Raw genomic sequence first — 21,364 nt, forward strand, 5'->3', positions numbered from 1 at the left:
CGTACGAGCAACCTCCCAGCCAGGGCCGACAGATCCCGTTGAAGACCCGAAGTCAGTCAGGGCTGAGTCAGACCCGGTGGGAGGTGCTCACCGACATCATCTCTGTCAGGGTTCGAGGTCGGTCACTCCCTGGCCGCTCGTGATGTCGAACGGAACGGAGACCTGGTCGTGCGTGATCAGCCAGGTGCCGGCGATTTCTCGGAAGCAGTATGTGCCTCGGACCCACATCCCGTCCGTCGAGGTCCCGTCTTTCAAGGTGCCGGTGAGTCGGGCGAAGCAGTGCCCGAACGCCACACCCTCGCCCACGGTGAGCTTCAGGTCGCGAACCTCAAAGGTCACTTCCTCGAAGACCGCGAACACGTTCGCCCAGTTCTTCAGCTTTGCGTCTATCCCTACATGCTGGAGTGGCGGCTCGACGTCGAAGGAGACGATGTCCGTGGCGTAGAGCTGCTTCAAGCCTGCGATGTCTTTGTTTCGGAGGCCTTCGGCCAGCTTGTCGATGTGATTTCTGAGTTCGGTTTCGCTCACTTCTCCTGGTTCCCTTCATTCGTTGTGGGTCAGATGACCTCAGGATTGGCCATCATTCCCATGTCCTCGTGTTCGGCGTTGTGGCAGTGAAAGAGGTCGCGGCCGCGGTAGCCGTCGAAGCGAGTGATGATCTCGGCTGCTTCGCCTGGCCGTAGCGAGATGGTGTCCTTGAGACCCGCATCGTGGGGCAGCGGGGCCTTGCCGCCGCGTGAGAGCACCCGGAAGCCGACCAGGTGCAGGTGGACGGGGTGGTGGATGTCGGCGATCAGCCGCCAGACCTCGATGTCGCCGAGGCGGGTGGTGACGTCGGTGCCGGCGGGGTCGAACGCCTTCCCGCCGATGAGCCAGCCGTGACGTCCGTTCTGGCCGGCGCGGAAGGAGAGGTCGCGCGTCCGGACGGCGCCCGAGCGGCGCCAGCTCGGCAGATCGGACGAGAGCTTTCTGGGGGTACGGCTGTCGTCGGTGGCCTTGCGCGCCACGCGGAAGGCCATCACGTCGCGAGTGCGGCTTGTGCCCAGCCGGCTGATGATGCGGACGCGGCCGCCGACCGGGATCTTCTGCGGCTACCCATCGTGCGCACCGTGAGGACCAGCTGGGCCGAGCCACGTCGTGAGGGCGGTCCGGAGAGCGTCAAGGTCTGGCTGCTCGCCGGCGCGGGTGACCCAGGCGACGTGTCCGTCGGGACGGATGAGTACGGCGTCCGCGCCGAGGTCGGAGCCCTTCGCAGGATGGGCGCGGACGAGATCGACTCGGTCCGCCCAGCCGATCACGACGGCGTCGAGCGGCGGGAGACCGCCGAGATCCAGCAGAACCGCGCGAGCGCGGTGCAGCAGTTCGTAGACGCGACCGTGTTCGAGGTCGAGATCCGGCATCCGCATGCCGAGGAGGTCGTCCGTCCCCGCCATCGGATACCTGATGTCGGTCGCCGTGATCATCCCGGCCAGGCGCAGCCGTACCTCGTCGATGCCGATGAGATCACCCAGCACCTCGCGCAGAGCGGAGGTGTGATCGTCCACCCGCCAGAGGGCGGTCTGGGCGCGGGTGTTCTGCAGGACGCGGGCGGCGACCGGGTGGCGTTCTGCCTGGTAGGTGTCGAGCAACAGGGCCGGGGCCTGGCCGCGGACGACGGCGGCGAGCTTCCAGCCGAGGTTGACCGCGTCCTGCACGCCGGTGTTCAGGCCCTGCCCGCCTGCCGGGAAGTGGATGTGCGCGGCGTCGCCGGCCAGGAGGACGCGGCCTTCGCGGTAGCGGTCGGCCTGGCGTGCCGCGTCGCCGTGCCGGGAGAGCCAGCGCGGCGAGTGCATCCCGTAATCCGTCCCGGCGATCTTGAGCAGGGTCTTGCGGAGGGTCTCCAGGGTCACCGGTTCGTCCCGGCCAGCCACGTGATCGAACTCGTTGGTCAGCACCCGGTACCAGTCCGGACCGTAGGACAGCACCGAGAATCTGCCGTGCTCGCGTCCCTCCTGGAAGATGTCGGCGGCGGGCGGCTCGGCGAGCTCGACGTCGCCGAGCATCGCGGTCATCGTGGCCGGCGTGCCGGGGAAGGCGATGCCGGCGAGCGCGCGCACCGTGCTGCGGCCCCCGTCGCAGCCGACAAGGTAGTCCGCCCGGACGCGCGACCCGTCCGCGAGCTCCACCGTGGCGCCCGTCTCGTCCTGGCTGAACCCCGTCACCTCGGCGTCGCGGCTCAGCCGTACCCCCAACTGCGCCGCGCGCTCCTCCAGCAGCCGTTCCACCTCGGCCTGCAAGATGAGCAGAGCGTACGGATATCGCGTCGCCATATCGGATAGGTCGAGACCGAGTCCGGAGAAATGCACCTCCTGTCGCGGCCGTCCGCGCTCGAGGAACCCGTCGAGCAGACCCCGCTGGTCGAGCACCTCCATCGTGCGGATGTGCAGGGCTCCGGCCCGCGATTCCACCGTTCGAGGCTCCGCGGCCCGCTCGAGGACGAGCACATCGATCCCTGCGAGCCCCAGCTCGCACGCGAGCATCAGCCCGGTCGGCCCTGCTCCGGCGATCACTACCTGGGTATCGGTCATGGTCAACTCCTTGGTCATCTTTCAGTCGAATGGGTCAACACGCGCAGAGGAGACGGAGAGGCGTTCGTCGATCGCCTGCCGCCCCGCTTCTGCGGCGGCACCTTCGCTCGCGCCAGACATGCGCGATCGCGACTTACTGCGCTGCGGCTGCCGACTCCTACCGGCTGATCTGACGCGGAACCGTCAGTGCGAGGAGTTTGTCCGGGTTGCGGATGGAGTAGAGGTGGGTGATCTTCCCGTCGACGACATCGGCCAGGACGACACCCTCCAGGTGGTCGCCGCTGTAGGCGGCCATCGCGGGCGCGTTGTTGCAGTTGACGATCTCGATACGCAATTCAGGCAACCGCCCCGGGCGGACCAGTTCCATGACGAGCGCGGCCACTTTCTCCGCGCCCACCACCGGCTGGCGCGTCGCGGTGACCTTGCCGCCGCTGTCGGCGGTATACGTGGCGTCCGGCGCGAGCAGCGAGAGTAGCTCTCCCATGTCACCGGTCGCCGCCGCGGACATGAACTGCTCGGTGATCCGCGTGCACGTCCCGGCGTCGACGGGGTCGAAACGCCTGCGCCGCGCCTGTACGTGCCCGCGGGCGCGGTGCGCCATCTGGCGCACCGTCACCACGGATCTGTCCACCACTGCGGCGATAGCGTCGTAGTCGAACTCGAACACCTCGCGCAGCACGAACACCGCGCGCTCGTCGGGGGTGAGCGTTTCGAGCAGCACCAGCATCGCCATCGACACCGACTCGGCGAGCACCACATCGGCCGACGCGTCGTCCTCGCTGAGCAGCAGCGGCTCGGGCAGCCAGGAGCCGACGTACTCCTCGCGGCGGCGCTTACTCGCCCGCAGGGCGTTGAGCGCCTGACGGGTCACCAGCCGCGCCAGATACGACTTGGTGTCGCGCACCGCCGCGAGATCCACCTTGGCCCACCGCAGATAGCTGTCCTGCAGCACGTCGTCGGATTCTGTCGCCGAACCGAGGATCTCGTAGACGATCGTGAACAGCAGTGGCCGCAGTACGGTGAACCGCTCGGCATGCTCGTCGGTGGTCAGCGGGCGGCCGCCACCTGCGCGAGCCGCGGTCCCGGCTTGGACCACACGATGGTGCCCGGGTTGCGGCCTTCCATGCCGATGCCCATCATCGTCTGGCGGCACTGCTCCTCCTTCATCTGCGCGCCCTCCTGCCCGTCGAAGTAGGTGTCCAAGGGAGTGTCGTCCGCGCGGACGAGCTGCTTTATACCGGCATGCCTGCCCAGGCTGATGCACACCCCCTTGAAACCCTGATCGATCACCGCCGGCGCGGTTCCCGCGATGCGGCTCAGCACGGCGTCGGCGGCCTGCACTCCGAGCGGTATCGCGGCCTGGCAGCTCATCCGCAGCGGCTGCCCCGACGGTGAACCGGCGTCACCCGCCGCGACAATACGGTCGTCATCGACGCTGACCAGCGTTTCGTCCGTGAGCAGCCGACCCAGCTCGTCCACGCGCAACCCGCTGGCCGCCGCCAAGCCCGGCACGCCGAAGCCCGCCGTCCAGATGGTGAGGGCGCTCTGCCGTACCGCTCCATCGGTGAGGACGACCGCGTCCCGCCGGACCTCAGCCACCGCGCTGCCCTCCAGCACCGTGACACCGTTCTCGGACAGCCACGTCGCGACGGATCGGCGGCCAGGAGCGCTGAGGGTGGGGGCCAGGGTTCTCCCTTCGACCAGAGTGACCTTGCGCCCTTGTTCGGCGAGCTCCGCGGCGGTCTCGATGCCGGTCAGCCCGCCGCCGACCACGGTGATCGCGGCCTCGGCCGGCAGCTCCGCCAGCCTGGCGCGCAGCCGCTGGGCAAATTCGAGCTCGGCGATGGAGTAGGCGAATTCGGCCGCGCCCGGCACGGAGGAGGGGACTGCGCCGGTGCTGCCGACCGCGTAGATGACGTAGTCGTAGTCCAGCGCAGCGCCCGACGCCAGCCCCACCGTGCGGGAGGCGGTGTCGATACGGGTGGCGTTGTCGACCACCAGCTTGATGCCGTCGCCAAGCAGGGTGCCGTAGTCGACCGAGGGGTCGTAATCGCCGGCGACGAACTGGTGCAGCCGGATCCGTTCGACGAACGTCGGGCGGGAGTTGACCAGGGTGATGTCGACGTCGTCGCGCAACTGGAGGTGGTTGGCCGCGACTGTTCCCGCGTATCCGCCGCCGATGACCACGATCTTGTGTGAAGTGTTGTGTACAGTCACGCCCTCAAGACACCGGGGACCGCAGCGACGTGACCGGAGGCGACGTGACGTGCGTCACTCCACGCATAGGCGCGGAACACGTGCTCGCGGCAGAGCCTTCGGCCCATCCCAGACTGTGACACAGACTATCTATTATCTGTCACACTGACCCTCGCGGCCGGGACCACGCCCAGCTCGCGGCGAGCCGGCCGGGACGCGACTCGGCCACATGACGTGTCACATCGACGTGCAGGAGCTGCAGTGACGGTCGTCTCCTTCCTCGCGCCGAGCGCCGATGCTCCGGCAGGCGGGCAGAGTGTCGCGGCCGCGGTCGGCCGCTTCCTCGACCAGGTGCAGGCCGCCACTACCCGCGCCGGCCGCTACCTGGAACCGGCACCTGTCCGCGCTGGTCTCCTTCACCGCCTGGGCCCAGCGCCAGGAACTGCTGGCCGCCAACCCTGCCCGCCGCCTGCAGCGCCGCAAGAGCGCCCGCCGCGGCGACCGCGCCATCCCGCGCACGCGACTGGAGGCCCTGTTCACCGACCCCAAGAGCGCCCTGCGCGAGCGCCTGCTGTGGCGGATGCTGTATGAGACGGCCGCCCGCGCCGAGGAGATCCTCACCTTGAACATCGAGGATCTGGACCTGGAGTTCCGCCGCGCCCGCGTGGTCTCCGTGGGCGGCGCGATCGAGTACGTGCACTGGGGCACCGGCACCGCCCGGCTCCTGCCCCGCCTGCTCAAAGGCCGCACCGCCGGCCCGCTCTTCCTGGCCGACCGACGCGCCCCCGCCTCCGGCTCCCGGGCGCCCGCGGCCGCCGACATCTGCCCGGCCACCGGACGCGGCCGACTGTCCTACCCGCGCGCCGAATACCTGTTCAAGCAGGCCAGCGCCAAGCTCGGCCCGCACCAGAAAGGCTGGACGCTCCTCCAACTGCGCCACAGCGCCCTGCAGCACCTGGCCGAGGCCGGCCGCAGCGCGCCCGAACTCCAGGCCAAGTCGCGCCACCAGCACCTGGCCAGCCTCGGCCGCTACGTCCGCCTCGGCGAGGAGACCTCCGCCCGCCTCACCGCCGAAGCCGACCCGGCCGCCCGCCGCAAAAGCCGCTGAACTGCGTCAAACGCCCCATGAATTGATTACGGAGAGTTGCTTTTCCTCTGGTGGCATCAACCCGAGCGGTGGGCCTATGACGGCGCTGATCGTGCAGGCCCAGCGGGAGGGCCGGACCATCCACCACGACCTTCAGCACCTGGTCACCCTCGGCTGGTCGTCACCGACTTCCAGGAGCGGCAGGCCCGCCGCGTACCGCCGGAAGAAGCCGGCGGTCGGGGTGTCCGCCGTCGCGACGGCGTCCGGGGTACCCGCCGCGACCACCGCGCCCCCGTCCGGTCCGGATCCCGGCCCCAGGTCGATCACCCAGTCCGCGGACGCGGCGACGGGGATGTCATGTTCGGCCACGACGACCGTGTTGCCCGAGTCGAGCAACACGTCGAGCGCGTCCACCACCTGCTGGACGTCGGACGGGTGCAGGCCCGAGACGGGTTCGTCGAGAACGACGAGGCCGGCCTTGCGGGACGCGGCGCCGCGCTGGATCGCGGACGCCAGCTTCAACCGCTGCGCCTCGCCGCCGGACAACTCCGTGGCGCTCTGGCCGAGCTGGAGATAACCAAGCCCGACCTGGTTCAGGGCTGCCAGGGTTTCCGCGAGCTGCCGGGGTTCGGAGAACCGCTCCACCGCCTCGGCGACGGTCAGGTCCAGCACCTGATCGATGGCCAGCCCCTGATATCTGATCTCCAAGGCCTCCGGCTTGTAGCGCCGGCCCTCGCACGCGTCGCAGACCACCCACACATCGGGCAGGAAGTGCATGTCGACCAGCTTGCGGCCATAACCGGTGCAGGTTTCGCAGCGGCCGCCGCCCGCGGTGTTGAAGCTGAACCAGGAGGCGTTGACCCCGCGTCCGCGCGCCAGGCCGGTCTCGGCGAACAGCTTGCGGACGATGTCGAAGGCCTTGCTGTAGGTGGCCGGATTGGACCGTGGCGTGCGCCCGAGTGGTTCCTGGTCGACGACGGCGACCCAGTCGAACCCCTCCGGACCGGTGACCTGTCGCACCGTGTCTGTCGTCGTCCCGTTCAGGGCGGCCGCCACGCTCGCCGCGAGCGCGCCGAGCAGGCTGCTCTTGCCGCTGCCGCTTACCCCGGTCAGGCAGGTGAGCCGACCGGCGGGGAAACGTACCAGATCCGCGGTCACGTTGTGCGCGCGCAGGCCGTGCAGCTCCACCCATCCGGTGTCACCCCCGATCGGACGGCGGGTCCGGCGCAGCCGCGGCCCCTCACCGGCCAGATAGCGTCCGGTCAGCGACATCGGGTGGGCGGCCGCGTCGGAGGGAGGGCCCGACACCAGGATCTCACCGCCGAGGCGGCCCGCGCCGGGGCCCATGTCGATCACCCAGTCGGCCCGGGCGATCAGTTCGGGGTCGTGCTCGACCAGGAGCACCGTGTTGCCGGCCCCACGTAGCTCCAGGGCGATGTCGAGCAGGTGCGCCTTGTCCGCCGGATGCAGCCCCGTCCCGGGCTCGTCCAGGACGAAGACTATGCCGCTCAGCTCGGTGCTGAGCTGCGCGGCGAGCCGGGTCCGCTGCAACTCGCCCCCGGACAACGTCGCCGCCCTCCGGGACAACTGGAGATGGGCCAGGCCGAGCCGGTTGATGATCCCGAGCCGGCGGCCCAGGTCCTGGAGCAGCGGCTCACCCACCTCGCGCTGCCGGGCGTCCAGGCCGCCGGCCACACGTTCCGCCCAGCTGCGCACATCCCGTACGTCCACCTCGAGCAGGTCGGGATAGGTCAGCCCGCCGAGCCGCACGGACCGGGCCACCTGGTCGTACCCGCTGCCGCCGCAGGTGCCGCACGGCAGCTTACGCATGTACGGCAGGTAGCGCTGCTTGGCGCTGGAGGTCTGGGCGTTCACGAACACCCGCTCCACCTCGGCGAGCGCGCCCCGAAGCGGCTGGCTCGAGGTGTAGGTCACCGAGACCGTCTCGTTCTTGTTCGACATGTCGACGGTCGCCTCGACCTTCTCCTCACCCGTGCCGTACAGCACGCAGTGGCGGAACTCCTCCGGCAGCGACCGCCACGGCCGGCCGAGGTCCACGCCGCGCTTCTCGGCGAGCGCCGGTACGAACGCGTGCTCCCCCGACCGCCACTTGGCGTACCAGGGCGAGGCCCCCTCGAAGAGCGGAAGCTCCGGATGGGTGATGACCAGGTCCTCCTGCGCCTGCCAGTGCCCTCCCACCCCGTGGCAGTCCGCACAGCTCCCTTCCGGCGTGTTGCGGTCGAAATGAGCGGTCGTCAGATGCCCGTCCCCGCTTTCCGCCGCCGGGTCCGCGCCGATCCCCGGCAGGCGCGAGTACAGCAGCCCCAGATGCCCGTCGATGCCGGTGATCGTCGCGACCGTGGACCGAGGATTGCGGTTCAGGCGGCGCTGATCGACCGCGAGCGTCGCGCCGAGTCCCAGGATGCGGTCGACCTTCGGCCGATTGCGCTGGGTGATGTACTGCCGCACGAACGGCGAAAGCCCCTCCAAGTAGCGCAGCTGGGCCTCGTTGTGCAGGGTGTCGATGGCCAGCGAGGTCTTGCCGCTGCCGCTCACCCCGGTGAAGGCGGTGAGCCGCCCCTTGGGGATGCTCACCGACACGTTTCGTAGATTGTTGGTACCTGCCCCCACCACCTCGATGGCCTCACAGCCCATGCTCACGACATCCCGTACAAACGCGGTCAACCTTCCTCCACCCCTCTCGCGACACAGCAGAACATGGGCGGGCGGACGGCCCGCCCATGCCGAATGAATCGATCACGCCACTACGCGGTGGGCGTGGTGAGCTTGTCGATGTCGGGGGCGTAGACGGTCATCCAGTGCGGATGCAGCCGGTAGTAGACCACGTCGTTGTCCCAGTCGAAGGAGTCGTCACCGTAGAAGTCCTTGAGGTGGGCGAGGACGTCCGGCCAGTCTGCGGCCGGCTCGCCGTGCCGCGGGTTGAGGATCTCCACCGTGCCGTGCGTGAAGACGCCCAGGTCCTCGCCGCGCATGTGCGCGGCGCTGACGGCGGGGCGGGCGGCGAGGTGGCGTGCCTTGGCGGCGCCGCGCGCCGTGCCGAAGCACCACTTCCCGTGCAGGAAGTGCCCGTCCACACCGCTGATCCGCGGCTCTCCCTTCGCCGTCACGGTGGACAGGGCGAGGGTGCACATGCCGGTCAAGATCCGGGTGACCTGCTCCGCGGTCAGCGTGTTCTCGGTGACGATCGAGCGGAGGTGCGAGGTGGAGCGGGAAAGGGAGGCTTCGAGGAGGGCCTGGAGCTCCTCGAGCTCCTCGGGCGTTTCGCGCATGGAGATCCTTGTCTATCCGTGATGCGTCGGTCCACACCCACGTCGGTGCCGACCGGTGAACCCATGCTCGATCTAAAACCCGACGTCTTGTGTCATGTTTTTTCATCCGTCCTGAGGACGCCGCCGAGCCGCCGGGCCAGCGTCCTTCGCCTGGGCTTGTTCGTGCACGCGAGATCGATGACAATGAGGGAAACCGGCCTGGTGCGCATCGTACGGCGCGGCACTGGCTCGGAGGTGACCTGGCGGCGAGCGCAGATGGTGCTGCTGTCGGCTCAGGGCATGACCATCAGGCAGATCACCAAAGTGGCCTTCACCAGCGAAGACCGGGTCCGTGATGTGATTTACAACTTCAACGCCGATGGATTCGACTCGCTCTCCCCAAGTACAAGGGCGGCCGGAAGCCGGTGTTCACGCTCCCGGGAGCGTGTGGATATCAAGAAGATCGCCAAGTCTCGTCCTGCCGAGCGCGGGTTGCCGTTCTCCCGGTGGAGCCGGGCCAAGCTGGCCGATTTCCTGGTCGCCGAGGGGGTGGTCGAGGACATCAGCCATGAGGGCCTGCGCGAGCTTCTACGTGCGAAAAATGTCTCCTTTCAAGCCATGAAGACCTGGAAGCGGTGCGCACGGCACCTGCACACACTGCGCAAGACCCATCGCGAGAGCCTGTCCAGTGACGACAACCGGACAATCAAGGCCCTGCTCAGGCGAGCCAGTACCAGCTAACCAACCCGCCTTCCGCGCCGGTGATGACGCGCGCTCGCATGAATGTGACCAGGGCGGGACACCATGGCCCGCGCAACTGCGAGTTGTACGGGCTATGACAACGCCAACGTCGCCGTAGCCTCCACTGCCTCACCCTGTGAAACACGGCCTGCCCGAACACGGGCCAGCCGAGCTGAGCACAGACCCCGGCCTACGGAGCAGTCCTTAAGGAGGACGTGCGCTGCCTCGGCGACATCATGACCCGCGTGCGCGACCACATGCGCGCGCAGCCGCCCCGCTCGGCGGCCCCGCGCAAGCGCCGTACCCGGTCAGAGGCCTAGCACGGCCTCGAGGTCGTCGATGGCCGCCAAGGGCTGGGCGAGCTGCTCGCGTTCTGCCTCGGTCAGGGTGAGGGCGCGCGCCCGGGCCAGGGCGTGCCCGGCGGCGGCGTGGTCCTTGGCGCGGACGGCGAGCTCGGCCCGGTAGGCCAGCGCCTCCAGCAGCTCGGCCGCCGACGCGGTGTCCTTGTCCCGCTCCAGGGCGCCGTCCAGGATCTCGGCCGCCCGCTCGTGCTTGCCGTGGGAGTCGCCCATCACGACCGCCCGGTTCAGCGAGGCGGTGAGCCTGCTCGTGGTCTCCTCCTTCTCCGGCAGGGGGCGGGCGGCCATGAAGCGGATCCAGTTGCCGCCGGGGTCGATGACAGCGAAGCCGGAGTGGTTGCCGTCGTTCTTCCGCCTGCGCGGCCGGGTCATCCGGGGGATGCCGGAGATCAGGAGCTTCCCGTGCGCCGCGCGCATGCCTGCGGCGAACGCCTCGAACAGCTCTCCGGTGTCCGGCACGACGATCACGCAGGTCCCGTAGGAGTCTTCGGGTTTGAACGCCTCCGGCATGCCGAAGAAGCCCAGCTGGAGATCCTCGCGCTTGAGCAACACGTACGGGTTCGGCCGGGCCTGGTAGTAGATCCGGCGGAAACCGAGCATCGTGTAGAAGTCGACCATCTCGTCGATGGAGCGGCAGGGAAGCAGCGGTATGGCGATCTCGTCGGCCATCGGGAAAACTCCTATTCGCCGGCCATGGTGAACGCGCCCTCTTCCAGGCGGCGGATCAGTCGGTCGGTCCACTGGGCGCCGGCGTCGGCGGTGCCCAGCCACAGGGACAGCACCTCGCCCACCGGGCCCCAGGTCGCCAGATCCGTGCCCTCGGGCAGGTACGCGGTGATGCTCGCGCGCCACTCGCGCATAGCGCGGGCCCGCTCGCGCAGCAACTCCAGGGCCCGCTCCCGGGGAAGGTCCTCGATGAGGCCGACAGCGGCGCCCAGCACGTCCAGGCTCGGCTCGCGGTCGGCCAGCGCCTGACCCAGCAGGTCGAGGTATTCCCGTTCGCCCTCCTGGGTCAGCTCGTACTCGATCCGCGGCGGCCCCCCGGCCTCAGAGGTGACCGTCTCGTGCGTCACCAGCAGGCCCTGACGGGCCATGCTCTTGAGCGCGTGATAGACCGAGCCCGAGGTGGCGGTCGACCACTCGTGCGCGCCCCACGACTCGAGATCCGCGCGGATCTGGTAGCCGTGGGCGCGCCCGCGCCTGCGCAGCGCGCCCAGGACCAGCAGCCGTACCGGCTTCATCGAACCCTCCCGAGCTTCGCTAGCCAAATTTGGCTAGCTGCTACCGGGAGCTTACCGCACCCACGCGGAGGAATTCGGCATAGCGGCCGCCGCGGCGTACCAGCTCCTCGTGATCACCCTCCTCGACGACCCGGCCACCGTCCCAAAAGGCGATGCGATCGGCGCGCTGGACCGTCCGCATCCGGTGGGCCACCATCACCACCGTCCGGCCGGCCATCAGGCGCTCGATCCGCCCTACCTGGGTGGTTAGTGCTGATCCCGCGCCGTCATGTCGGTTCCATCGCTGATCTAACAGATGCTGAGATGCGTGACCTTGGCTCGTGGCAGGTACTGCTCTCGCGCGCGCTGCGGGACGTCACCAGGTGCGAGAAGACCTACGTGATGCAGTTCGCCGAGATGGAGGGCTTCAGCCACGTCCACTTCCACATCGTCCCGCGGGCCTCGGATCTGGGCGCCGACCTTCGCGGCCCTCGGGTGTTCGGGCTCATGGGCGGCGACCATCCCAACGTCTTGACTCCCGATGAGATGGACGTGATCTCCACGAAGCTCAGTCAGGCGCTATCCGATGTACGGCAGAGCCATCCCGGCTAGGTAGTGCTCGATCCCCATTCGCATCTTCGCCGACCGGCTCGGCGTCAGCCGCGCCACCATCTACCGCCACCTCGACCCCGACAACCCGTACCCGGCGTCGAGGAGAACTGCGGCGCTGCCCCACCCCGGAGAAGCGAACGATCACCCTCGCTCCTCCGGGGTGGGAGTGAGTACAAGATGCGGGAGACACGGGGCAGGAAACACCCATTCCCCTCGGGCTGTAAGAACGGGCGCGGTTCGCTCACTTCCCTGGTGATGGCGCATCTAGAGGAAGGAGGGACGCATGACCGAACCTGATCCTAGGGACCGGTTCACCGCCCTATACAGCTCTTGCTATTCGAGCGTGTACGCGTACGCGGTCAGCCGCGCAGGTCGGCAAATTAGCGGAGGAGGCGGCGAGTGAGACATTCAGTGTCGCGTGGCGGCGGATCGACGATGTGCCAGACGGGCATTTGCTCCGCGGCTCCCAAACCGAGACGAACCTCATTCGGAAACCCCTGAAACGACAAGATCCCGCCTGATCTCGATGATCAGACGGTCCAGCCGTCTCATGAACGGCCCAGCAGGGGCATGGGTGGATTCCAGAGGCGCTCGTGGGAGTCGTAGGAGATCAGCTTGGAATCGCCGACCATCAGCACCTGGTGGCCCAGGTGCTGATTGCGGGACCGGGCGGCGGCCAGGCTTTCGTGGGTGCCTTCCACAAGCTCGCGGATGAACTCGGCGAGCGCGGCGAAGACGTGGAAGACGGGTTGGCCGCTGGTGGTGGTGTCCAGCGCCAGCAGGCTGCCCGTCGCGCACGTCGGCGAACAACTTCCGTCGACCGGCGGGACGGGTTAACGCTCGGGCGTCCATCGGCTCCTTCTTCACAGCCGAGGAATTCGGGACTGTCGAGAAAGGGGACAGCCATGAGCCTGATGGTCGCCGGGATGTTGGCGAGCGTGGCGGGCAGCCTGCTGGCGCTGGTCACGACCTGGGTACGCGAACGGTACAGGCAGCGAAGGCTAGCTGAGGTCATCGCGCGCCTGCCGAGGGGCAGCGTGTACGTCGACCGGGCGGACGGCGTACGCGTCCACGTTGGTTCCGCCGAATCGGCGGCCCTGGCGGAGGCCGGTGATGGATGATGTGGACGACACCTCGCAAGGCAGGAGCAGACCACCGTGACGCCGCCTCCCCGGCCTCCAGCCGAAGACGACGGCACCGAGTTCGCGCAGTGGTACCGCCGGGAGTTCCCCGACCTGCTGCTGTTCGCGCACCGGCTGGGCGCGCGCTGGCACGAGGCGTTCGACTTGGCGCAGGAGGCGTGCGCCAAGGCCTTTCCGCGCTGGCCGGAGATCGGCAAGCCCCGGGCCTACGTGCGGGTCGCGATCAGGAATGCCTACTTCAAGAAGGGACAGGGTGTCAGGGAAAGCGAGCTCGGCGAGGCGGGGACGGACACCGTCTCGCCCGGGGACCAGGAGTTGCTGCGGGTCGAGTTCCAGGATCAGGAGCGCGCGATCTTCGCGGCGATCCGGCACCTTCCGCCCGTCCAGCGGGAGATCATGGCGTGGACGATCGACGGGTACACTCCGGCCGAGATCGCCGAGCTGCTCGACAAGAGTCCGCCGGCCGTACGCGTCAATCTCTTCAAGGCCCGCGCGACGCTCCGGATCGCACTGGCTGGCATGGGAGGCGAGGATGGCTGAGGTGAACCCCCGGCGCTCACTCGACGGGCGCCGACTTGACCGGCTGCTCGCCGAGTCGCAGCGGCGGGCCAGGTCGGCGGTCGAGCAGGCGGTGGACACCGAGGCGGGCCTACAGGAGATCGCCAGGCCGCGGCCGACCGTGCTCGTGGTCGAGGACGACCCCTCCATGTCGGAGGCCCTCGCCCTCATCCTGGCCAGGTCCGGGTTCGAGGTCGTGGGCGTCGCGATCGAGGGCGGGGAGGCGGTGGCCGCGGTGCGGCGGACGCGTCCTGACCTGGTGACGATGGATCTCATGTTGCCCGGGATGGACGGATGGGTCGCTACCGAGATCATCGCCAGGGAGCACCCCTCGACGCGAGTGGTTTGCGTCACCGCGAAGGACGAGCGGGCGGACCTGCTGCGCGGGCTGGCCGCCGGCGCGGTGGGGTTCCTGACCAAGCCGTTCAGCGTGGACGAGCTGGTGGCGACGCTGCGCGAGGTGCTGCGCGGCGGCTATCCCATCGCCGCGGCGATCATGGCGTCGCTGCCGCCGCCGGGCACGGCGCGGACCGCGCCGGTTCCCGCGATCAGCCTGTTCACCGAACTGGAGGCCACAGTGCTCCGGCACCTGGCCGACAACTTGTCCACCCCGCAGATCGCGGCGGCCACCGGCTTCACCGTCCAGGAGGTCACTGAGCTCCAGGCGCTCATCGCGGAGAAGATCAAGCTGCGCACCGCCCTGCAGGACAGGAGACACCGGCTCGGCTCCTGACAGACGCGGCCGGGCCCTGGCCGCCGCCGTCGAGGCCGGGCGCACCAGCGCGGAGGTCCGTCGCTGGCGGTCCGACATGAAGGAGATATGGATCACCAGGACCACGTTGGCCATTGAGGCCGAGCGTGCCCGCGGCACCGCGCCGCCCGGACCGCGCGCCCGCGATCTCGCCATCGCGCTGAACGCCATGAACGACTCGGTGTTCTATGCGACCTTGACCGGCGACGAGCCCGCGGTGCCGGCATCCGACGTCGTGGAGACACTGCTTTACATCTGGCTCACCACCATCTACCAGGCCGCGCGCCCCGCCTCGACCGCCTGATCACGGCTGGTGAGCAGATCACCGCGGTCCTGACCCGGCCGATGGCTCCTTCGCCGCGCCGGCTGGACGCGCTCCCGCGGGATGCGGGCGCCGGAGGAGGTCGCGGTGGCGGGCTTCGACGATGTCGCGAGGGCACGCTTCGCGACGCCCCCGCTGACCTCGGTCTCCGCTGACGGGTAGGCGCCGGCTTCCGATGCCGTCGCGACGGCTCCACGAGCAGATCGCTGGCAAGCCCGGTGGACGCGGGCCGCGCATCACGGTGGATTTCGAGCTGAACGTGCGCGAGCCGAGTCAGTGAGGCTGGACCTCGAAGAGAGCCCGACGTGTCTGATCACCACGGGTCAGCCCGGAGCGCTGCGTGCTCACGTCCAGCCGTCCATGTGCCGACCGGGCGCGCGTCCCGGCGTATCCCGTCACGTGTCGAGCAGTTCCGCGTCGTCCGGGTGCAGGGCGGCGCCCAGCTCGAACTCGGCTTCGAAGCCCGCTTCTCCGAGTGCCGCGCGTAGCGCGGCGGCGATCCGGTCCACGTCACCGCGTTCGGCAGCGGGCAGCGGCGCGTCCACCGAGGCTCGGGCCGCGGAGGCCACACCGAGCAGGCGGGTGGCCCGCAGGGGGTGACCGGCGAGTGCCCACGCCCCGGCGAGCCCCTCAAAGGCCAGGGCGATCGCCCTCGGATCGCCGGTGTTCCGGGCCGCGGCCAGCCCTTCCCGATGCAGCTCCAGTGCCGTCTTCGCCTCCCCGCGCAGCTCCGCGACGAAGCCGAGCTCGGCCAGGATCAGCGCCGCCCCGTACTCCGCGTCGAACTGCCGGTTCCACTCCAGCCACCGGCGCAGATACGACTCCGCGCGGTCGAGCCTGCCCTGCCGGCGCGCCCCCAGGGCGAGCCCGAGCTCGGCGTACTCCTCGGCCGGTTGGTCTGCCTGCTCAATGGCGAGGAGCCTGGCCCGCTCGTGGAATTCCTCGGCCCCGGCGTGGTCGCCGGTCAGCAGGGTGATCCTGCCGAGCTCGGACCAGCGCATCGAGGCGTCGGTCCACAGCCCGAGCTCCTCCGCCATCCGCGCCCCCTCCCGGTGTAGCCGGGCGGCCCGCGGGTAGTCGCCCTCGATCTCCGCCAGCCGTCCCAGCACGGCCGTGGCCTGCAGTTGCCCCCATCGGTCACCGGCCTCGTGGAAGAGCTCGAGACTCTCCTCGCCGTCGCGCCGGGAAGCACGCAGATCGCCGCAGACGTACGTCTGCATGCCTCGGGTGCTGAGCCCCGCGGCGAGGGCCCAGCGATCGTCGAGCGCACGGGACTCGGTGAGCATCCGGTTCAGCAGTTCCGTGCCCACCGCGGAGTCGCCGAACCTGGTGACCGCGTAAGCGAGCAGCCAGCCCGCCCTGACCCGTTCATGGGGGTCGCGGATGCCGTCGTACACGTCGAGGACGGCCTGACTGCGGCGTGCCGGTCCGTCCGGGGCGCCGGACAGCAGGCTCATCCCGGTGTGCCAGGCCACGGTGCCCGACCGGTCCGGTACCCGGCCGGCCGCAGGGTCCGCCTCTCCCCCACCGCCGCCGGAGGCATCGCCGGGCAGGGCGAGGGCCATGGCGAGGTAGCGCCTGGCCTCGCTGAGACGGCCGCGCAGGAACCAGTACCAGGCCATCGCGTGGACGAGCCGGCGCATCAGGTGGCCGTCGCCGTCCGCGGCGGCGCTGTCGAGCGCGCTGCGGATGTTGGCGGTCTCGGCGTCCAGAAGCCGCAGCCGGCGCTGCTGCTCGGCGCCGCGCAGGAAGGGATCCGTCCGTTCGGCGAACGCCACGTAGTAGGACGCGTGAGCGCGCCGTACCCGCTCATGCTCGGATTCCCGCAGCCGCTCCAGGAGGTACGCCGACACCGACTCGAGCAGCCGGTACCGGGTGCCGTCCGCATCGTGGGAGACCAGCACAAGAGAACGGTCGACCAGACGGGTCAGCAGGTCCAGGACCTCGGCGGGCTTCACACCGGCACCGGCGCAGACGGCCTCGGCGGCCTCCAGCGTGCAGCCGTCGGAGTGGACGGCGAGCCGGCGCAGCACCGCCTGCTCGGCCGCGGTGAGCAGTTCCCAGCTCCAATCGATCATCGCGCGCAAGGTCCGCTGCCGTGCGGGGGCGCCCCGACGGCCGCCGGTGAGCAGGCGGAACCGGTCGTCCAGACGCTTGGCCAGCTCACGCACCCCGAGGACGCGGACCCGGGTCGACGCCAGCTCCAGGGCCAGCGGAATGCCGTCGAGCCGGCGGCAGATGGAGGCGATCGCGCGGGCGTTGCCGTCGGTGAGGGCGAAACCGGGCGAGGCCGCCGCGGCGCGGTCGACGAACAACCGCACCGCGCTCGACGCGCGCAGTACCGCCTGATCACCCGAGTCCGGGGGCGGATCGAGCGGGGGCACCGGCCAGACCTGCTCGCCCGAGATGCTCAGCGGTTCCTGGCTCGTGGCGAGGATTCGTACGTCCGGGGCGTCCCGCAGCAGCGCCTGGGCCAGGCCGGCGGCGGCCTCGATGACGTGCTCGCAGTTGTCGAGGACCAGCAGCAGGCGCTGGGTGCGGAGCGCGTCGGACAATCGGTCGAGCAGCGTGCGCGGCACCGGGCCGGAGCGGCCGGCGTCGTCCCGGACCCCCAGCGTCGCGGCCACGACCTCGGCCAGTTCGTCACCCGTGGTGGCGCCGGACTCGGTGGAGAAGGTAGGGGCGGCCAACTCCACCAGCCAGACACCGTCCGGGTGCGAACCGGTCAGGGCGGACGCCACCTCTACCGCCAGCCGCGTCTTGCCGACTCCGCCGGGCCCGGTCAACGTCACCAGGCGGCCCGCCGCGACCAGGGCGCGAATCTCTGGCACACAGTCCTCCCGCCCGACCAGGGCGGTGGCCGGGACAGGCAGGTTGGTGTGGCGGCGCGGCCCGGACATGGGTGCCGGGACGGCCCGCAGGGTCGGGTCCTGCCGCAGGATCTCCTGGTGCAGGGCGGCCAGTTCGGTACCCGGATCGAGGCCCAGTTCGTCCTTCAGGCGGCGGCGTAGGTCCTGGTAGCTGTCAAGGGCCTCGCTCGCCCGGCCCGCGCCGTACAGGGCTCGCATATGGGCCGCGCGCAGCCGCTCCCGGAGCGGGTGGCGGCGGGTCAGGTCGCCGAGCTCCCCGGCGAGAAGACCGTGCTCGCCCAGTTCGAGGCGGGCCTCGGCCTGTTCCTCCAGGGCCAGCAGGCGCTGCTCCTCCAAGCGCGTGACGGCCGGGCGCGCGAACTCCTCGTCGGCGAAGTCGGCGAAGGCGGGGCCGCGCCACAACGCCAGAGCCGCGGTGAGCAGTTCGGCGCGTTCGCGGGGGTCCGTGGCGGTACGGGCCCGTGTGGTGAGTGCGGTGAACCGGCCCGCGTCCACGGCGTCGTCCGCCACGTCGAGGACGTAGCCGAGGGCCCGGTGCACCAGCAGGCCCTGACCCCCGGCACGGCCGAGCACCCGCCGCAACCGCGACACCAGGGTCTGCAGAGCACCCGTTGGGTTCGCCGGCGGCGCCTCGCCCCACAGTTCGTCCACGAGCCGATCGGCGGAGACCACCTGCCCCGGGGCCGTCAGCAGAGCAGCGAGCAGTGAGCGCACCTTCGTCTCCGGCACCACCACGGCATCACCGTCCGCCGACCAGACGGCCAGCGGACCCAACACCCCGAAACGCATGCATTCACCGTACGGCCACGCGGTCGTCCGCCGGCGTGTCAGCGCACCGCAAGCAGACCGACAGAAAACCGCGAGCCCAGGCCCGCACTGTCTGTGGTGCACCGGCCGGGAGCCGGCGCACCACATCTTGTAGGAGTCAACGATGAGCAAGTTCGCAGGTAAGAAGGCTGTCGTCACGGGCGGTACCCACGGAATGGGCCTGGCCATCGTCGAAGCGCTTCTGGACGGCGGGGCCGAGGTCGTCCTCACGGGCCGCAATGAGACGAAGATCGAGGAGGCACGTACCGGGCTGAAGCCGCACCCCGCGCACGTCGTACGCTCCGACGCGGCGAGCATGGCCGACATCCGAGCCCTCACCGGCACCGTGCGGGACAGGCTCGGCCGGATCGACTACCTGTTCGTCAACCACGGCATCGCCGAGGTCCAGACGCTCGAGGAGGTCACCGAGGGCTCCTGGGACCGGCACTTCGCCGTGAACGCCAAGGGCGCCTTCTTCACGGTGCAGAGCCTGTCGCCGCTGATCAACGAGGGCGGGGCGATCGTCTTCACCACCGTCGCCAACGATCTGATCTTCCCCGGCCTGAGCGCCTACTCCGGCTCCAAAGAGGCGGTACGGGCGATCTCCCACGTCCTCGCGGCCGAGTTCCTGCCTCGCAGGATCCGCGTCAACGCCGTGGCCCCCGGCTACATCACGACCCCGACCATGGGTGTCGCCGGGCTGACCGAGGAGGAACGCCGCGAGTTCGAGCGGCAGGGCAGCGAGACCACTCCGCTCAAGCGCAACGGCACCGTCGAGGAGGTCGCGGCGGCCGCGCTCTTCCTGGCCGCCGACGCGACCTTCACCACCAACGCCGAGTTCCCCGTCGACGGAGGGTTCGCCCAGGGCCTCAGCAGCGCGCACTGAGGCAGGCCCCGCTTCCACCGCTGCCCCGCCCATGTGCGGGACAGCGGCCCATGAACGAGTACCGAAAGGTCAGATCCATGACGTCGAGGAGTGCCGTCGGCAGCACGGCATCAGGGCGTGAGCTCGCGGCCGATACGGGGTTCGCCCAGGGTATTACGGCGGGAGACCGGTGATGTGGGACGACGCCGCCGACAGCCCCGACCGCTCGGTCGCCGAACATGTCCGCCGCTACCTGGCCACGGACGGCCGTGACGGTTACCTGGAAGGAGGGATGACCAACCTCGTCCTCACCGTCAAGGGCAGGAAGTCGGGCCGGTGGCTGCGCACGGGGCTGTTCTTCGGGGAGGACGACGGCCGCTACATCCTGGTCGCGTCCGGCTCAGCCGTCACGCAGACGCATCCCGCGTGGTATCTCAACATCATGGCCAACCCGGAGGTCGGCGTGCAGATCCTCGGCGAGCGTTTCACCGCCCGCGCGCGTACCGCTGAGGGGCCGGAACGGGAGCGGCTCTGGCGCATGATGACCGCGCTCGCGCCGGTCTACCACACCTACGAGGCCAGGAGCCGCAGGCAGATCCCCGTGGTCGTCCTGGAGCACATCCGACCGAGGCAGTGAGCACGATCTTTCCGGCGGTGCGGTTGGTCTCGCCGAGCTCATGTGCCTGGGCCGCCTGCTCGAACGGCAGGACAGTGCCGACCTCGACGCCCAGCTTTCCCGCCTCCACCAGCTCGGCGATCGTCGCTGCCGCCGGATCGCACGGGCCACGGCGTCAGGCGCGGGAACCGAACATCTGAACGTACGTCAGAGCCGGGGAAGCGCGGATCCAGCGGCCGGATCCGCGCTTCCCCAGGCGGCCCCGGTGTACAGCACCCTGAAGGCGGGGCTGAGGACGTGGTCGCGGTGGATCTTGCTGTCCATCCACGCTGAGACGGCCGCGCGAGGAGTGACATAGCCGCGTCCCCACCCGACGTAGGTGTTCTCGGCAACGGAGAAGGAGGTGCAGCGGCGGCCGTAACCCACCGCTCGGGCACGGCTGGGGCGGGGTCGAGCGGGTCTGTGGATTGATGTGCGAGCTGGGGCAGACGTGGTTCGACACGGCCGAACCGGCCGGCGATCCGGGCAGCTCGTTGAAGATGACCGTCCAGCCGTCAGGGTCTACGCTGTGGCTCGCGGCCACCGCATGGTCTTTTGTTGTCTTCGCAAACTCCGAATGATCGCGCGGTGGCTCCGCGGGCACGGCCCCGTCCGCCGGGGAGCTCACATCCATCAACATCCGTTGCGGATTTTTCCACACACCGAATCCTTATTCATGCACAGAACAATCAGCGACGCGCTGACAGCATGTCGAGCCAGCAAGCGAATCACCCACAGCGGGGGACGGGCCGGGTGAGGCCGTCAAATACAGGCCCGCCGCTGGAACATGGCAACAAACTCCACTGCCTGGACCAGGAAAATCGTTATGGCAGGAGCCGGGGCAGCACTCGCGGGCGGCCTCATGGTCACGGCGCAAGGCCCGGCCGCCGCCCAGGAAACATCGGCGGTCGCGCTCAGCACGGCCGCGCAGGCCGGTGCCGCGACCGCGACCGCGACCACCGCACGCTACCCGGTCCGCTGCTCCGTCTTCGGAAACTGCACGATCTACTTCCCGAAGAGCGTCACCCGCACACTCAACCGCTTGATGCAGTCCTATGGGCGTGACGCGCAAGGGTTGATCGAGGCCGCGTGCGGTGACCTGCAGAGCGGCCAGAGCATCTGCAAGTGGGGCGCGAAGCACCTGCCTCGGTCCACCTTCACGCACCTCCAGCTCGCGGTGAAGGAGGGCGGGTGCTACGTCGGCCGCATCTACCCCGCCGCAGCGACATTGGGCGCTGGCTTCCGATCCGACCGGGTCGGGGGCGGGCGCGAGGTACTCGGCGACGGCCCGGCGGCACCAGGCGGTCACGTTGGGGGGCCCGCTCCGCTTCGATCTCGGTGTC

Annotated in this window: 22 protein-coding genes and 2 pseudogenes; 12 read left to right on the forward strand and 12 right to left on the reverse strand. The window is 69.6% G+C overall.

Features of this window, described 5'->3' with window-relative positions; translation table 11 throughout:
* Positions 1-105: 105 nt before the first annotated feature.
* The 5 genes from ACZ6SA_RS48145 to ACZ6SA_RS48165 all read right to left on the reverse strand — a co-directional run bounded on the left by ACZ6SA_RS48145 (position 106) and on the right by ACZ6SA_RS48165 (position 4,784).
* Positions 106-528 carry a YybH family protein gene (locus ACZ6SA_RS48145; protein WP_347648523.1) on the reverse strand — a complete coding sequence of 141 codons (423 nt, stop codon included), beginning with the start codon at positions 526-528 and terminating at the stop codon, positions 106-108.
* A 29-nt stretch (positions 529-557) separates the two neighbouring features.
* Positions 558-1,019, reverse strand: coding sequence for a multicopper oxidase domain-containing protein (locus ACZ6SA_RS48150; RefSeq protein WP_465836138.1), 462 nt, complete (start codon positions 1,017-1,019; stop codon positions 558-560).
* A 72-nt stretch (positions 1,020-1,091) separates the two neighbouring features.
* On the reverse strand, positions 1,092-2,567 hold the full coding sequence (locus ACZ6SA_RS48155; RefSeq protein ID WP_465836110.1) for an FAD-dependent monooxygenase: 1,476 nt from the start codon (positions 2,565-2,567) through the stop codon (positions 1,092-1,094).
* Between the two features lie 157 nt (positions 2,568-2,724).
* Entirely contained in the window at positions 2,725-3,663 is a 939-nt protein-coding gene (gene sigJ / locus ACZ6SA_RS48160; protein ID WP_347648526.1) for an RNA polymerase sigma factor SigJ, read from the reverse strand.
* A complete protein-coding gene (locus tag ACZ6SA_RS48165) occupies positions 3,615-4,784 on the reverse strand; it encodes an NAD(P)/FAD-dependent oxidoreductase (RefSeq protein ID WP_465836113.1) in 1,170 nt (389 codons plus the stop codon). Before ACZ6SA_RS48165 ends, sigJ begins: the two co-directional genes overlap by 49 nt.
* Before the next feature lie 295 nt (positions 4,785-5,079).
* Here ACZ6SA_RS48165 and ACZ6SA_RS48170 point away from each other — a divergent pair, with 295 nt between their 5' ends.
* Complete coding sequence (locus ACZ6SA_RS48170; RefSeq protein ID WP_465836115.1) at positions 5,080-5,871, forward strand: tyrosine-type recombinase/integrase; 792 nt, start codon at positions 5,080-5,082, stop codon at positions 5,869-5,871.
* 132 nt (positions 5,872-6,003) lie between these two features.
* Here the strand turns inward: ACZ6SA_RS48170 and ACZ6SA_RS48175 are convergent, their stop codons facing one another.
* Both ACZ6SA_RS48175 and ACZ6SA_RS48180 read right to left on the reverse strand, forming a co-directional pair.
* A complete protein-coding gene (locus tag ACZ6SA_RS48175; protein WP_465836117.1) occupies positions 6,004-8,445 on the reverse strand; it encodes an excinuclease ABC subunit UvrA in 2,442 nt (813 codons plus the stop codon).
* Positions 8,446-8,615: 170 nt separating this feature from the next.
* On the reverse strand, positions 8,616-9,140 hold the full coding sequence (locus ACZ6SA_RS48180; RefSeq protein ID WP_465836120.1) for a pyridoxamine 5'-phosphate oxidase family protein: 525 nt from the start codon (positions 9,138-9,140) through the stop codon (positions 8,616-8,618).
* Between the two features lie 201 nt (positions 9,141-9,341).
* Between ACZ6SA_RS48180 and ACZ6SA_RS48185 the strand changes: the two genes are divergently transcribed.
* A complete protein-coding gene (locus ACZ6SA_RS48185; protein ID WP_465836122.1) occupies positions 9,342-9,860 on the forward strand; it encodes a helix-turn-helix domain-containing protein in 519 nt (172 codons plus the stop codon).
* 308 nt (positions 9,861-10,168) lie between these two features.
* On the opposite strand, the gene ACZ6SA_RS48190 is transcribed toward ACZ6SA_RS48185, so the two are convergent.
* A complete protein-coding gene (locus tag ACZ6SA_RS48190) occupies positions 10,169-10,888 on the reverse strand; it encodes a VOC family protein (protein WP_347648531.1) in 720 nt (239 codons plus the stop codon).
* 11 nt (positions 10,889-10,899) lie between these two features.
* A complete protein-coding gene (locus tag ACZ6SA_RS48195) occupies positions 10,900-11,460 on the reverse strand; it encodes a PadR family transcriptional regulator (RefSeq protein ID WP_465836124.1) in 561 nt (186 codons plus the stop codon).
* A gap of 109 nt (positions 11,461-11,569) precedes the next feature.
* Here ACZ6SA_RS48195 and ACZ6SA_RS48200 point away from each other — a divergent pair, with 109 nt between their 5' ends.
* The gene (locus ACZ6SA_RS48200; RefSeq protein ID WP_465836126.1) at positions 11,570-11,710 is read left to right on the forward strand and encodes a hypothetical protein; all 141 of its coding nucleotides are present in this window, start codon (positions 11,570-11,572) and stop codon (positions 11,708-11,710) included.
* The gene (locus ACZ6SA_RS48205) at positions 11,710-12,051 is read left to right on the forward strand and encodes an HIT family protein (RefSeq protein WP_465836128.1); all 342 of its coding nucleotides are present in this window, start codon (positions 11,710-11,712) and stop codon (positions 12,049-12,051) included. The genes ACZ6SA_RS48200 and ACZ6SA_RS48205 overlap by 1 nt, the downstream gene beginning before the upstream one ends.
* 548 nt (positions 12,052-12,599) lie before the next feature.
* Here the strand turns inward: ACZ6SA_RS48205 and ACZ6SA_RS48210 are convergent.
* Positions 12,600-12,752, reverse strand: coding sequence for a hypothetical protein (locus ACZ6SA_RS48210; protein ID WP_465836130.1), 153 nt, complete (start codon positions 12,750-12,752; stop codon positions 12,600-12,602).
* A 204-nt stretch (positions 12,753-12,956) separates the two neighbouring features.
* Here ACZ6SA_RS48210 and ACZ6SA_RS48215 point away from each other — a divergent pair, with 204 nt between their 5' ends.
* The 5 genes and pseudogenes from ACZ6SA_RS48215 to ACZ6SA_RS48235 form a co-directional block, all read left to right on the forward strand.
* Entirely contained in the window at positions 12,957-13,172 is a 216-nt protein-coding gene (locus tag ACZ6SA_RS48215) for a hypothetical protein (protein WP_347648534.1), read from the forward strand.
* 36 nt (positions 13,173-13,208) lie between these two features.
* Entirely contained in the window at positions 13,209-13,733 is a 525-nt protein-coding gene (locus ACZ6SA_RS48220) for an RNA polymerase sigma factor (protein ID WP_347648535.1), read from the forward strand.
* Positions 13,726-14,484, forward strand: coding sequence for a response regulator transcription factor (locus ACZ6SA_RS48225; RefSeq protein ID WP_347648536.1), 759 nt, complete (start codon positions 13,726-13,728; stop codon positions 14,482-14,484). Before ACZ6SA_RS48220 ends, ACZ6SA_RS48225 begins: the two co-directional genes overlap by 8 nt.
* A gap of 16 nt (positions 14,485-14,500) precedes the next feature.
* On the forward strand, positions 14,501-14,806 hold the full coding sequence (locus ACZ6SA_RS48230) for a hypothetical protein (protein WP_465836140.1): 306 nt from the start codon (positions 14,501-14,503) through the stop codon (positions 14,804-14,806).
* A gap of 75 nt (positions 14,807-14,881) precedes the next feature.
* Positions 14,882-14,986 (forward strand): annotated as a pseudogene (locus ACZ6SA_RS48235) (substrate-binding domain-containing protein); the annotation flags it as partial.
* 233 nt (positions 14,987-15,219) lie between these two features.
* On the opposite strand, the gene ACZ6SA_RS48240 reads toward ACZ6SA_RS48235, so the two are convergent.
* Positions 15,220-18,483, reverse strand: coding sequence for an AfsR/SARP family transcriptional regulator (locus ACZ6SA_RS48240; RefSeq protein ID WP_465836133.1), 3,264 nt, complete (start codon positions 18,481-18,483; stop codon positions 15,220-15,222).
* 142 nt (positions 18,484-18,625) lie between these two features.
* Between ACZ6SA_RS48240 and ACZ6SA_RS48245 the strand changes: the two genes are divergently transcribed.
* Complete coding sequence (locus tag ACZ6SA_RS48245) at positions 18,626-19,387, forward strand: SDR family oxidoreductase (RefSeq protein WP_347648538.1); 762 nt, start codon at positions 18,626-18,628, stop codon at positions 19,385-19,387.
* Between the two features lie 172 nt (positions 19,388-19,559).
* The gene (locus tag ACZ6SA_RS48250) at positions 19,560-20,003 is read left to right on the forward strand and encodes a nitroreductase family deazaflavin-dependent oxidoreductase (RefSeq protein ID WP_347648539.1); all 444 of its coding nucleotides are present in this window, start codon (positions 19,560-19,562) and stop codon (positions 20,001-20,003) included.
* A gap of 10 nt (positions 20,004-20,013) precedes the next feature.
* Here the strand turns inward: ACZ6SA_RS48250 and ACZ6SA_RS48255 are convergent.
* Positions 20,014-20,124, reverse strand: a pseudogene (locus ACZ6SA_RS48255) (zinc-binding dehydrogenase); the annotation flags it as partial.
* Positions 20,125-20,847: 723 nt separating this feature from the next.
* On the opposite strand from ACZ6SA_RS48255, the gene ACZ6SA_RS48260 reads away from it, so the two are divergent.
* The coding region (locus ACZ6SA_RS48260) for a hypothetical protein (protein ID WP_465836136.1) at positions 20,848-21,364 on the forward strand (517 nt) is incomplete at its 3' end.

It is taken from the genome of Nonomuraea sp. NPDC049378 (genome assembly GCF_055586745.1).